The following is a 13,288-nucleotide window of genomic DNA, read 5'->3' as shown; positions in this document are numbered from 1 at the left end:
AATAATAGTACAATGTTTCTATAATATAATATACATCTATATGATTAAGTTTTTATTGGATTATTCCAGCGGCGTACCGGTGTACCGTCAGATTATCGACCAGATCATATTTGGCATAGCATCCGGACAACTTAAATTGGGTGAACAGCTTCCTACAGTCAGGGCACTTGCTGTGGAACTGAAGGTAAACCTGAATACGGTATCCAAAGCGTATAAAGAATTGGAGATCAAAAATATTCTGGAGACTCAGCAAGGTACCGGCACTTTTATCAACAAAACAGAAAATGTGGTGTCGGAAAAGGAAAGGGAAGATAAGCTGAAAGAGATTTGCATGCAGTTTTCTTCCGTAGCGTTTAGTTATGGCTTTAATCTGGATGAAGTCATGCGGGAATTGAAAGACATTGAAACCTCTAAAAAATAATAGTTATGACAACAAATGTAATTAACAAGGGATGGTTTAATCCAATTTCTCTTACAGTATTGCTGGTATTGATTTCTGTATCGATCATTCTGTCTGTTTTACAGATTGTAAATGTTCAGGTCTTTGTGCTCTTAATCCTCTTTTCCGGATTATTGGCTACTTCTATCCGCATTGCCGACCAGTGGGAGCGGGCAGTGGTGTTACGAATGGGTAAATTCAAAGGTTTAAGAGGTCCTGGTCCATTCATGATTATTCCTATTATTGACAGTGTCTCTGCTTATATCGACCAACGTGTGAGGGTAAGCGCCTTTAAGGCAGAGCAGACCCTGACCAAAGATACGGTACCGGTGAATGTGGATGCTGTTGTGTACTGGACGGTTTGGGACGTTGAAAAAGCAGCTCTGGAAGTTCAGGAATATCAAAGAGCCATCGAGCATATTGCACAGACCGGTTTAAGAGATACGATCGGTAAACATGAATTATCTACTCTCTTGCAGGAACGGGATAAAATAGCCGAAGACTTGCAACATGTTCTGGATCGGAACACAAATCCCTGGGGAATCACTTGTCAAACCGTTGGTATTAACGACATCGCCATACCTCAGGACCTGGCCGACGCCATGAGTAAAGAGGCACAAGCTGAGCGTGAAAGAAGAGCACGCGTTATCCTGGGAACGGCGGAGACTGAAATTGCCGAAAAGTTTGAACTAGCCAGTCGAAAGTACACGGATAATCCGGTAGCCCTGCATCTCAGGGGAATGAATATGTTGTTTGAAGGCTTGAAAGAAAAAGGCTCTATGGTTATTGTCCCCAGTTCGGCGCTCGATTCCATGAACCTGGGTGCCATGGGAGGATTGGTTTCGTTGGCAAAAAGCAACGAGGCGTTTGCACACGAATGATATAATGTATGAATTAAAAGGACTTTTATAATTTATGAACAGACATAAGCACGGACTCTCTTTGATCCTTCTATTTTTTATCTTTATAGGTTATTCTCAAAAACAATCTTTGGATTGGGTTCCATTCAATTGGGAGGGTGATACTATTTCCGGACAATATATTGAAAAAGCATATATATATGTACCTGTAAAAATAGATGGTTTGCCATATGATTTTACGATGCAGTTTGATCTGGGAACGTATCAATCCGTATTTTATGGAAATTCATTAGAACCATATCTTGCGGAATGCCCTTCTTTAATGGGTAATCTGGATTCGACCGGAATGTTTAGAAATCTAAGCCTGAAAATGGGAGCGGTTGATTTTAACAGCATTAATATCGGTTATAAAAAAGACTTTGGTGATAAAATTCCTGAAGATTCGCTTCGCTCTAAAACCCCGAAACATATCGGAACAATTGCTGCCGATATATTCCAGGACAAATTTCTAATAATCGATTATAAATTAAACAAATTTGCTATATCTGATTTTTTGCCAGCTGAATATAACGACTTGCCGGCCGAAAAATTTGAATTGACGGCTGGTATCATACGACTTCCGTTTTGTATTAATGGCAAAAATTATAAGTTAATGTTCGATACCGGGTCAAGTCCCTTTCAGTTGGTAACAACGAAAGAGAGAGCGTTGGATATATCCGGTTCGGTAATCGTCGATTCTTTGAGTGGTCCTTTATGGTGGGGAAAGGAAATAACTTTCTATGGGCTTGAAGTCAACAAGCCCATAGAGTTTGCTGGAAAAGCTTTGGGAAACTCACGGGTCTATTATGATAAAGAAGGACTCTGGAATGGTATTTATGATTCTTTTAATGTGTGGGGAATAACCGGAAATGCCTATTTCTTCAATAATACTATAATAATAGATTATAAGAATAAGTTGTTCAGGATAGAATGAGAGCAAGAAATTAGCTTTTTTCAATTAAAAATCTTGTTTCGCTCAGTTTTAGAAATAATTGAGTTATCCCGTTCCCGTGCTTGACACGGGATCGCAAGGGGACAGACTGTATCCTGTATGTGTTTTTTGATACCGCCAGTTCTCTTGCGGCCCCGTGTTAAGCACGGGGACAAGATAGCTCACTTTTGACAAATCTAACCTCATTCTTTATATCACTTCAAAGAATATTTTAAACCGGGTATAACCCTCTTCTGTCGACAGGCTGAATCGGCATCGATGGTTTGTCAGTACCTCTCTGACAAACATCAGGCCGATCCCCTGTCCGGATGATTTGGTGGTGAAGAAGGGGGTGAAAAGTTTTTGTTTGGCCTCCTCGCTTATTCCGGGACCATTGTCTTCTATGATAATGGATAAAGGGGAATGGTGGGTACTGATTTTTATCCTGCCGTTTTCCCCGATTGCCTCGTAAGCATTTTTGATGATATTGACCAGAACCTGTTCAAACTGGATGCCGTCTACGTGGATATATTGATCATTATCGGTCAGGGATAAAGACAATTCTATATTTCTTTGCCGGCATTCGATGCTGGTCAGTGAATACACCGAACGGGCCTGCTCATTCAGGGAGATCAGGGAAAAAGTCGGTTCGGGTATGCGGATAACCTGCGCCAGGTTGCTGATAAAACTGGCCAGATGTCCGCAACGGTCGAAAGAGGCCTCGATAGCCGGCAACACATATTCCCATTTGTTGCTCTCGTCCTGCTTGAAAATATCGGCGACAACATTCAGCGTGGAACCGATCGCCCCGACCGAATTATTTACCTCGTGAGACATCATACGGATGATGCGTTCGTATGAATCTTTCTCTATTTTAAGCAGTTCATGCGTGATCTCTTCAATCAATATAAAAGGATGGTTGAATCCCTGGTCAATAAAAGACGAACGGATACAACGGTACACTTTGTTTACCGAATTGCGGACCATCATATCGTCGCCCTGTTTTAATTGCCCTAAAGCAGGGGCCAGTTCGAATGTGGAATCGTTGAAAGTCTTCCCTTTGATTTCTGAAATATCGGAAATGTTTAATAGTTTCAACCCCGAAGGGTTTACTTCTACGATCTGTTTATCAAAGTTCAGAATAATAATCCCCTGTGGCGATGCGTGGATAAGCAGGTCAAGGAACTGGTTTTTTTCGCGTACTGCCAGCCGTTCACTCCGTAACTGTGAGATCATCCGGTTGAAAATCCCGATCAGTTCGTTGGCATCTTTATTTTTGACCAGACGTAAATGGGTTGAGAAATCCTGGTCTTTGAGTAATTGCATTCCGCTAAGCAGAATGTGATAGGGCTTGACCAGTTTATGATAGATAAAGGTAGCCAGCAGGAGCGATAAAATGGCAATGCACTGTATTACCCAGAAAGGAATCGGTTCATTCCGGAACAAAACGAACCCTATACCGCTCGATATACAAGCGATAAAGGCCGCGATCGTCCAGAATATCCATTTCGATTTCATTCGGGAAGTTTAATGTCGTATTTTTCAAGACGGCGGTATAAAGTCTGTCTACTCAGTCCCAGTGCCGCAGCTATCCTGGAATGATTGCAACCATACAATTCGACCGCTTTTTGTATCATGTTCCTTTCCACCATTTCCAGGGAGAGGATTGTATTCCCGCCGACAGGTTGGCTGGCAGGAACTTCAATATATTGCTGTTTGAAATCAATATCTGTGATGACATCCTTTCCTGAGATAAGAATTGTTCGTTCCACCAGGTTTTTCAGCTCGCGGATATTTCCGTGGAAAGGCAGTTTTTTCAGATATCCGAATGCTTCCTGCGATATTTCCGCTTCAGGCAGATTGTTTTGTTCAGCCTGTTTGCGGGCAAAATATTCAACCAGCAGGGGAATGTCTTCGGGACGTTCGCGTAAAGCCGGCATCTGTATGGTGATCAGGTTGATCCGGTAGAACAGGTCTTCGCGGAATGTACCTTGCGCCACCATCTCCGGGAGATTCTTGTTTGTCGCACAGATGATACGGGTATCCACCTGCCTGGGCTTGCTCTCGCCCAGCGGTTCGAAGGTCTGGTCCTGTAAAACTCTCAATAGTTTTACTTGGCAAACCAGATCCAGTTCCCCGATCTCATCCAGAAAGATCGTCCCTTTGTCCGCCAGCTCGAACCGTCCGGTCCGGTCGTGGCGGGCATCGGTGAAAGCTCCCTGTTTATGACCGAACATTTCACTTTCGAACAGCGACTGAGAAATGCCTCCCAGATTGACTTTGATAAACGGTTTGCCTTGCCGGCCGCTGTTTTCGTGGATTGCTTCGGCAATCAGTTCCTTACCTGTGCCGCTTTCGCCGGTGATCAGCACAGGGGCATTCGTCTGGCTGATGCGTGAGATTGTATTTAAAACCTGTTGCAGAAGGGGAGATCTGCCGATGATCTTGTCAAAACGGTCCGTTCTTTCCGTTTTCCCGTTTTTCGGGTCCGGATTTTTTTCTTCGCTGTCCCTGAGTTGTATGGCTGTTTCTATTGTTTTCAGCAAAGCCAGGTTGTTCCACGGTTTCGTGATAAAATCGAAAGCACCGGCACGTATGCCTTGGACAGCGAGGTTGATGGAACCCCAGGCCGTGATCAGGATAACCGGGACTGCCGGGCAAAATACCTGTACTTTGGCAAGCAGTTCCAGTCCTTCTTCCCCGGTCGTTGTGTTGCTATAATTCATATCCATCAAGATCAATTGCGGACAGGTATGACGCACGAAATCAATGGCCTCCTGCTGGTTTGCTGCCGTAGCTACCTCATATCCGGCCCGTTTCAAGACCAGTGTAAGCGAAGTCCGTACCGTTGTATCATCGTCACAGATAAGTATCATATTCGTTTATTATTTATCAAAGTTACAAATTTTATTCATCCCGTAGGGCCTCTGCCGGAGGAATCTTTGCGGCTTGTCGGGCCGGGTACCATACGGCTATCAGGGATATCGTTGCCAACAGACCGAAAGTCAATACATAGTTGATAAACTCCTGTTCCATTCCTATGCCTGCCTCCATTCTGTTGGAGATAGGGATGTCCAGCAATTCCAGTAACTCCGTCTGGTTGATGTTAAGGCAGATATTTACACCTACCACACTGGCGATAAATAATATCAGTAATGTCTCCCCGAAAATCATCTGTTTTACTCCCTGCCGGGTTGCCCCGAGTGCCAGCCGCAGACCGACTTCGCTCCGGCGTGTCTGTGTCCGGTACCAGAATGTCCCGATAATCCCCAGGAATATATTCAGGATCAGAAAAGTGGTGATGGCATATATCCCGTTCAGGTCGCCTGTCGGCCAGTTCATTTCTCTTGCATTTTTCGTCGATGAAAAGACGGAAGCCAGAAAATAAGGCCCCAGCATCAGTTGGTCACGCATTTCACGGGTAAACCGTTCCGCAAAATCATTGTCGATTCCCGGACTCACACGGATATATATCTGCATATTCGCCAGATCATATTCTTTTTTATCCAGCGGTTGTATCATATTGCTGTAAAAAGAATCAAAGTAACTGTCTTTCATCTTATCGGCAGTTCCGATAATAGTGTAGACCGCCTTGTCATGGGTAGCGGTTAATTGTTTTACGTCGGATAGCGGTACAGCATATTCCGAAGAACCGAACTCCCCGTTCCGGCTGGGGGTGATCACGATCATCCTTGTTCCCGGTATTCCCCAATCGCTGTGTTCTTTGACTGTATTTTTTATTTTGAACACATCGAAGAAACTGTCGCTGACCCATCTCATCCGTAGGGTTACCATGTTGGCTGTGTCTTCATTAATATAATAACTGCTCATATAATTCGACCAGGCAAAAGGAGCACCCCATTTCGAAAAACTCACACTTTCCACTCCCGGATAGTTGTTTACACGATTCAGAAAAGTCATAGCCAGCGCTTGTTTGTCCGTCTCTTCCGTCGGCCCGTCTTCTGTCGGAAATGCGGCACTGTCTGCCGGCTTTCTCTGCATATTGATCTGATAGGTATGTTCTATGTCGAAACCATTCGGTTCAAAATAGCATTTTCCCATATAGAAAAGATAATCGACGCAAAACCAGAGTACGCAGAATACAAGTACATACTCCAGGGTGATCCACGCATTCGTTTTACGTTCGTTCCAGATGATTTTAAATATGTGGCGTATCATAATCAGTTATCATTTTGATTGAGTGAATTAATAATCTTCATCCGTGAAGCCCGGTAGGCCGGTATTCCTGCAGAAAGCAGGTTGATGACCAGGCAGACGGCAAATACCGCCAGCAGGACCGGAATGGAAATCAGCGTATTGACCGGTATTGTACTGCCGGACGGAATATCAAGCAGCCAGTCCCGCATCCGGAATACTATAACGTACGACAGGATCAGACCGATCACCCCACCGATCAGCGAAGTAATCAGGTTTTCAAAAAGCACCTGTATCAGGATCGTGTATCTTTTTGCACCGAACGCTTTCCGTATCCCGATTTCTTCCGTTCGTTTTTTCATGCGCGAAAGGCTTAGTCCTGAGAGGTTGATTGCCGGTATCAGCAAAAGTATCAGCAGGATGAAGATCATTTTCCTGTTCTGGATGGTGATCGATTTCGTAATATCCTCGACGCTGTTTCCCCGGATGTCTTTCTGATAGAATTGATTGTTCAACGGTCCTTTCATATAAAGCGTCCAGGGAGCATTCTCTGTGTTGTATTTTTTCTCCATGTTTCTCACCTCTGTGGTTATTGCCGCAAAATCGCTGGTTTTTTCAGCCATTATAACCACATCGAAATATAGGTTTTCTTTTTTCAGGGATGAATAGGGTACCCATAGATCTCCGTAAGCCCGTTTGAATACCGGCGATACATCCTTCACGATTCCTATGATCCGGTACGGTTTGAAGTTAACCAGAATCGTTTGTCCGAGTGCTGTTTCTCCTTTGAATGCTTTTTTTGCCAGCGTTTCAGAAACGACTGCGACAGATATTCCGGAATTAAATTCCCCTTCGTTGAACGGACGTCCCTTTATAAAAGAAAAAGAAAATATTTTCCAGTAAGTGGCATCGGTGAGCCTTTGGTCTGCACTTATAATCTCGCTGGATCCTTCCCGGCTGACCAGTGTGGACGGACGTTTGGGATGTATTGATGTAACGGCCGAAACATATCGGGGAGTTTTCAACGGGTACAGGTAATCTTTTACGATATCATACGATAGACTGCCCGATTGCCAGCTGTTTTTTGTCGTGTCTTTTTTTACCTGGTAGTTGATATGTAAGGTTCGCTCCCTGTTTATTTCCGGTTGGGCGCTGATACCTTTTATTTCATCGGCCACGATGATTGTCATGATCATCATGATTGCCAGTGCCGTTCCTATAATTGCGATGGCGCTGATAAACTTGTTTTGTTTCAGCATCAGCAGCGCCTGTTTGAAATATATCCTGTACATAGTGGTTCCTTTATAAAATTATTCAACTCGTCTTCCATCGAAAAAACGGACAATGCGTTGCGTTGACTCGGCAATATGCTCGTCATGCGTGACCATTACTATGGTGGTACCATCCTCATTCAACTGAAACAGAAGTTCCATAATCTCCGAACCCATTTTACTATCCAGGTTTCCGGTTGGTTCATCCGCCAGAATGATCTGCGGATTCCCGATAATGGCCCGTGCCAAAGCTACACGCTGGCATTGTCCACCCGATAACTGTGTAGGTAAATGTCTCATCCGGTGTGATAGTCCTACCTTCTCCAATACTTTTTCAGCAGCTTCCCGTCGGCTTTTAGCTGTTGAATTACGGTAGAGCAGGGGCAGTTCTACGTTATCCAGTACATTCAGTGAATTGATCAGGTGAAAACTCTGAAAAACGAATCCCAGCATTTTGTTCCTGAACTCAGCCATTTCTCCGTCTTTCATCTGTGTGGTTTCCGTCTCGTTGATCAGGATTTTTCCCTGATCCGGCAGATCCAGCAATCCCATTAGATTGAGCAGGGTACTCTTTCCGCATCCCGATGGCCCCATAATAGAAAGAAACTCACCTTTTCTGACTGTGAGATTTACATTTTCAAGTGCTGTGGTCTCTACTTCCGTTGTGCGGTATACTTTTGTTATACCTTCCAGTTTGATTATTTCCATATTATCCTCAGTTTATCTGTCTCTATAGTAACAATGTATATGCCAAAACCCTATTGTGTTGAAAATGAGTGTTCGCTTTATGGGGAGAGTGTCCGAATACGGACAAATTTGTCCATAAACCGGAATAAAAAAAGCCCGCATTCTCAGATTGTCGTTTATAAACAACTTGAGAATGCGGGCTTATTAATTATGTAACCTCACGGTTATATTAATTAAGGTTTGCTTGCGGAATTAAGGGTTCACACAAGCAGAGTATAGGGTAAAATTTCACAAATTGTATTGTGTCTACAAATGTACTATGTTTAGTTGTATTTGTAGCATGTGTATTTCTATCATACGTGAGAGGCGTACCTGTCAATCTTTGCTTTGATTTATTGCGTGGGTGGTAAACATGTCAATTGTGATCTGTTTGCCTATGCTGTGAATATAGGCAATGTAAATCAATGGTTTTGTTGTAAAAATTAACGCATGTGTTACTATCATAAAGGGCGGTAAAGCTATCACGGAGAATCGCATGTATGAAAAAAAACGGCGCACACGCGGAACTATCCGAATGTGCGCCCTTATGCATATAAAAAATTGAGGGTCAAATTTTAACCAATTGTAACATGTTGAATAACTGTACCCCAGTCTGTTACAACAATATTGCAATTGTTTTTTGAGAGGTCAAAAGTAATTTCTGACAGTTCTCCTTCGTTTACAGACACTTTCTCCGAATTTTTGACATTTTTTGAAGAAAGGATCATGTTATCATCTTTATAAAGCTCTATAGTCACGTCGGAAGCCGGTAAAATAGCTGTGTTGTCAGCAACAACGTTACCTTTTGCGTCCATGGTTGCAGGGATGATATATTCAATTTCTTCGCCTGTCAATTTACCGTTGTGATCAAAAGAAGCTTTTGTTTTCTTTACTTTGTAATAAAAATTACCTTCTCTGGAATCAAGCATTTTAATAACGCCTTTTGTAATCAGGGAAATAGAAGAAACTTTACGTTCGATTTTTAGAGTTTCAACACCAGCCTTGGTAGCAGTGTTCTTTAAAGTAATCTGTCCGTAGAATAAATCTCCCGGTAAAGCGGCTGCAACGCCGTTATTCTGCTTCAGGCTAACCTGTAGGTCGGAAATAATATTCGCTTTGCTCATGGCGCTGATATTTTCGCTATCGGAAGAAAGACCTGCCCATGCAACAACTGTGATCTGTTTTGAACCCGGACAGCTGATCTCAACCGGTTTTGCCTGTAGCAAATAAGTTTTGTCAAGAGACACTTGTGTGTAGTAGTCACCATTCTGATCAAAAACGAACAGAGTAGTCTGGTCTACGTCACCCTTAACAGTAATATCTTTGTTATCGGAATAAGCTTTCAGTACAACAGAGAAAGGAGCCTCGGTCTGAGAATCAGCGTTTTCGATTACGCTTTCATCAATACCTGAGTAAGAAGAATCGCTATCAGCGGAACAACTAGTGAAAGAAATTGCTGCCATCAGTGTGCAAACAATAAACAAACAATTTGTGAAAATTCTACCCTTTTTCATGACCTTAATTTTTTATATGCTTAAATTACCCTATACTGTCCGAGAGATTTTCTATCCGGTTAAGACCCTCATCAAAACCTTTTGTCTCTCGTTGACATTGCAAATATAGATACAAAAACGATATGATTATCAAATATATTGACAATAAAAGTTAAAACGATCAAGGAGGTTGCTGAAAGCATCACATTGAGTGGTGTAAAACTCTCAAAAGGTGGTAAAAGAATCATTTTATACTCTTAAAATGAAAATGTATCAGATTAAAATATATTGGATGGCGTGATATGAATACATGTTATATGATAGGAATACAACCTGTGTGGGGCGGGGATTTGTTGATTTGGCGATGGCGTTGTTGGTTTTTCTATATAATAATGTGTATATCTGTTTTTTTGGGGATATTTCTATTATTATCAAAAGTGAACTATCCTGTTGTAATCGGTAACTTTGTCTCGTCAAAAATCGGAAAAGTAAAATCGACATGATTCTAAAAAAAATAGCATTGTAATTTTGTGGTGCGAACTACTAATTACAATGCTATGACCGAGACTTCCCAATTAAAGAAGTATCTGATGTGGTACAAAGTTAACGAATTATTTTCAGATGGCCTAAATAAGACACAAATAGGTCAATCCTTAGGTCTTCACCGTCAAACGGTGGCCAAGTATCTGTCCATGACAGAAGAAGAGTTCATTTCCAGCCAGAGCTATGACCGTCATTACGGTCATAAACTTGACGGCTATGAATCTTATGTAGTCAATGAGTTGCGCAAGTGGCCTTTTTTGTCCGCTCCGCAACTCCATGACCGCTTGAAAGAGCATTTTTCGGATCTTCCCTGCGTAACCCCCAAAACGGTCTTCAACTTCGTCAACCGGTTGCGTTTAACGCACCATCTTCCCAAGGAGTTTGAAAAGAGTTACCGCCCCTACGAGAAGCAACCCGAGACTCCCTATGGCGAATACGCCCAATGCGACTTCGGTGAACGGTGGATGAAGACACTTCAGGGACAGTCTTTAAAAGTGTATTTCTTTGCGATGTGTCTGAGCCGCAGCAGGTATAAGTTCGTCTACTTTAGCCGTACACCGTTTACCACCGCTCTTGCTGTTTATGCCCATGAACTGGCTTTCGAGTTCTTCGGGGGAGTACCCCGAAAAATAGTTTATGACCAGGACAAGGTGTTTCTTGTCAATGAAAACCTTGGTGACCTGGTGCTTACCCGCGTTTTCCGCACCCTTGTCCGTGAACATGGCTTTGAACCCGTGTTCTGTCGCAAATCCGATCCCCAGAGCAAAGGTAAGATAGAGAATGTCGTCAAATATGTGAAATACAACTTCCTTCGCGGCCGCGAGTTGGTTGACATGGACCTGCTCAACAAGGAAGTCCTTGGCTGGTTGGAACGCACGGCCAACGGCACGGAACATCACGGCATACGTCGTGTCCCGTCTGAGGAGTTTGAGACGGAAAAAGGACACCTCATGCCTTATAAGGGAGTCCCGACTGTTCCTTGCGAAACCCTCTTGCCGCATCACGTGCGAAAGGACAACGTGATAACCTACCGGGGCAATTATTACAGCGTTCCCACAGGCACCTACCACGGCCATCAGACGCTGGTCTATATCGAAGAAAAAGAAGGCCGGCTATATATCTACAGCCATGAGACAGGCAAAACCCTTGCCGTTCACAAAATAAGCGGAGATAAGGGGCGTCTGGTAAGCAATACCTCCCACCGGCGTGACCGCGAAGCCTCGCTGGATGATTATGAGGCTTTTGTACGCAAAGAACTTCCTGCAAGCACGGTGATTGATACATATTTATTACAACTACGTGTGCATAAGGCCCGTAATTACCGCGACAACCTCCAGTTTATAGTCCGGCGCCACGCGGCATACTCGGACATCACGCTTACCGAAGCTTTTGACGAGTGCCTTAAAGCAGGTGTCTTCAACGGATGCAGCCTGATGGAGGTAGCCGAGACCCTCAGGATCCGTAAAGGAGAACCCCCCATTGAGGTCCGGACGGAAACCGAGCCGGTTCCCGGGGCTGATACATCCGCCATGATCCCCGAGAAAACAGACATATCCACCTTTAACACCCTTTTCGTATGATAACAAACGAACAAATCAAAAACCTGTGCTCGCGTCTGCGCCTGTACGCTCTGCCACGCCTGCTGGAATCAGAAGCTCATCTGGCGCAGGAGCAGGGAAAAAACCATGTCGAGTTCCTGCATGACCTGCTCTCCCGCGAGGTTCAGGAAAGAGACAGCAAGGACTTCCAACGGCGGCTGAAAGCGGCGGCCTTGCCGGCAAGACACGACCTCGACCTTTTCGACCACAACTACTCGCAAGGTATAACCGCACCAAGATTGCGTGAACTGCGCCGGCTGGGGTGGCTCGAACAGAATTACAACCTGATACTCATGGGACCTTCCGGAACAGGTAAGACCTTTATCGCCGCAGGACTTGTGTACGAAGCTGTGGGGCAGGGATACAAGGCGTATATGGTCACGATGGAGGATGTCATAAACACCATCAAGATGAAAACGCTGATGCCTTCGGCCATGAGCGCATACAACCGTCTGCTCAAAGCCGACTTGGTAGCCATCGATGACATAATGCTCTTCCCGGTGAAAAAAGAGGATGCCGCAGGATTCTTCAATCTGATCAACACGCTTCACGAGAAAGCCTCACTGATAATTACCACGAACAAGGCACCCACCGAATGGGCCAAAACGCTGGATGACGAAGTGCTGGCTTCAGCAATACTGGACAGGCTGTTATATCACTGCGAGGTCATAAAACTCACCGGGCAAAGCTACCGGATGGGAAACCGAAAATCCATTTTTGAAGAGGAAAAAGACACATCTTTGGCTGGGGGTACCCCCAGCCAAAGATGACCGACATTAAAATGTAATCAATAGTATAAACTGATAGTCTCTATTATTAGATGGTGATTTAACTTTACCGAAAAATGACGATTTAAAATTTGCTTATTACACCTGTCCCCGTGCTTGACACGGGGCCGCAAGAGAACTGGCGGTATCAAAAGATATTATAGGAAACGGTCTGTGTCTTTGCGATCCCGTGTCAAGCACGGGAACGGGATAGCTCAATTCTTTCTAATATCTCTTCTTTTGGTGGGGATGGATTGAATGATATGGATTGGTTATTTTAAGAAGGGTGGTAAATCTGTCATGTGTGATGCATTTACCGCTGTTGTTGATGTAAGTGTTGTAAATCAATGCTAATGTTGTAAAAATTAACATATGTATTACTCTCACAAGGGGTGGTAAGGCTATCATGGAGAATCGCATATATGAAAAAAAGCGGCGCACACGCGGAACAATCCGGATGTACGCC

At 43.9% G+C, this 13,288-nt stretch carries 11 protein-coding genes; 5 read left to right on the top strand and 6 right to left on the bottom strand.

Annotated elements, in window-relative coordinates; translation table 11 throughout:
* The first annotated feature begins 40 nt into the window (after positions 1-40).
* Genes K6V26_RS19095 through K6V26_RS19085 form a run of 3 tightly spaced genes read left to right on the top strand, consistent with a single transcriptional unit; the run spans position 41 to position 2,272 of the window.
* Positions 41-421, top strand: coding sequence for a GntR family transcriptional regulator (locus K6V26_RS19095; RefSeq protein ID WP_007655329.1), 381 nt, complete (start codon positions 41-43; stop codon positions 419-421).
* A gap of 5 nt (positions 422-426) precedes the next feature.
* Positions 427-1,320 (top strand): slipin family protein, encoded by an 894-nt coding sequence (locus K6V26_RS19090; protein WP_007655328.1) that lies wholly within the window; start codon positions 427-429, stop codon positions 1,318-1,320.
* A gap of 34 nt (positions 1,321-1,354) precedes the next feature.
* The gene (locus tag K6V26_RS19085; protein ID WP_224263574.1) at positions 1,355-2,272 is read left to right on the top strand and encodes a hypothetical protein; all 918 of its coding nucleotides are present in this window, start codon (positions 1,355-1,357) and stop codon (positions 2,270-2,272) included.
* A gap of 207 nt (positions 2,273-2,479) precedes the next feature.
* Here the strand turns inward: K6V26_RS19085 and K6V26_RS19080 are convergent, their stop codons facing one another.
* From K6V26_RS19080 to K6V26_RS19055, 6 genes are all read right to left on the bottom strand, one after another.
* The gene (locus K6V26_RS19080; protein WP_224263573.1) at positions 2,480-3,787 is read right to left on the bottom strand and encodes a sensor histidine kinase; all 1,308 of its coding nucleotides are present in this window, start codon (positions 3,785-3,787) and stop codon (positions 2,480-2,482) included.
* On the bottom strand, positions 3,784-5,145 hold the full coding sequence (locus tag K6V26_RS19075) for a sigma-54-dependent transcriptional regulator (protein ID WP_224263572.1): 1,362 nt from the start codon (positions 5,143-5,145) through the stop codon (positions 3,784-3,786). The genes K6V26_RS19080 and K6V26_RS19075 overlap by 4 nt, the downstream gene beginning before the upstream one ends.
* A 31-nt stretch (positions 5,146-5,176) precedes the next feature.
* Positions 5,177-6,448: an ABC transporter permease gene (locus K6V26_RS19070; RefSeq protein ID WP_224263571.1), complete on the bottom strand. Its 1,272-nt coding sequence runs from the start codon at positions 6,446-6,448 to the stop codon at positions 5,177-5,179.
* Between the two features lie 2 nt (positions 6,449-6,450).
* Positions 6,451-7,716, bottom strand: coding sequence for an ABC transporter permease (locus K6V26_RS19065; protein WP_224263570.1), 1,266 nt, complete (start codon positions 7,714-7,716; stop codon positions 6,451-6,453).
* Between the two features lie 18 nt (positions 7,717-7,734).
* Entirely contained in the window at positions 7,735-8,403 is a 669-nt protein-coding gene (locus K6V26_RS19060) for an ABC transporter ATP-binding protein (RefSeq protein ID WP_224263569.1), read from the bottom strand.
* A gap of 593 nt (positions 8,404-8,996) precedes the next feature.
* On the bottom strand, positions 8,997-9,935 hold the full coding sequence (locus K6V26_RS19055) for a FimB/Mfa2 family fimbrial subunit (protein WP_224263568.1): 939 nt from the start codon (positions 9,933-9,935) through the stop codon (positions 8,997-8,999).
* A 569-nt stretch (positions 9,936-10,504) separates the two neighbouring features.
* Here K6V26_RS19055 and istA point away from each other — a divergent pair.
* Together istA and istB are read left to right on the top strand one after the other, a co-directional pair.
* Complete coding sequence (istA, locus tag K6V26_RS19050; protein WP_224263457.1) at positions 10,505-12,037, top strand: IS21 family transposase; 1,533 nt, start codon at positions 10,505-10,507, stop codon at positions 12,035-12,037.
* Entirely contained in the window at positions 12,034-12,825 is a 792-nt protein-coding gene (gene istB / locus K6V26_RS19045; RefSeq protein ID WP_224263458.1) for an IS21-like element helper ATPase IstB, read from the top strand. The genes istA and istB overlap by 4 nt, the downstream gene beginning before the upstream one ends.
* Positions 12,826-13,288: the final 463 nt, after the last annotated feature.

The sequence above is a fragment of the Parabacteroides goldsteinii genome (genome assembly GCF_020091425.1).
In the GTDB taxonomy this organism is placed as follows: Bacteria; Bacteroidota; Bacteroidia; order Bacteroidales; family Tannerellaceae; genus Parabacteroides; species Parabacteroides goldsteinii.
Note: the sequence above shows the minus strand (reverse complement) of the source record. Positions and strands in the feature narration are given on the sequence as shown.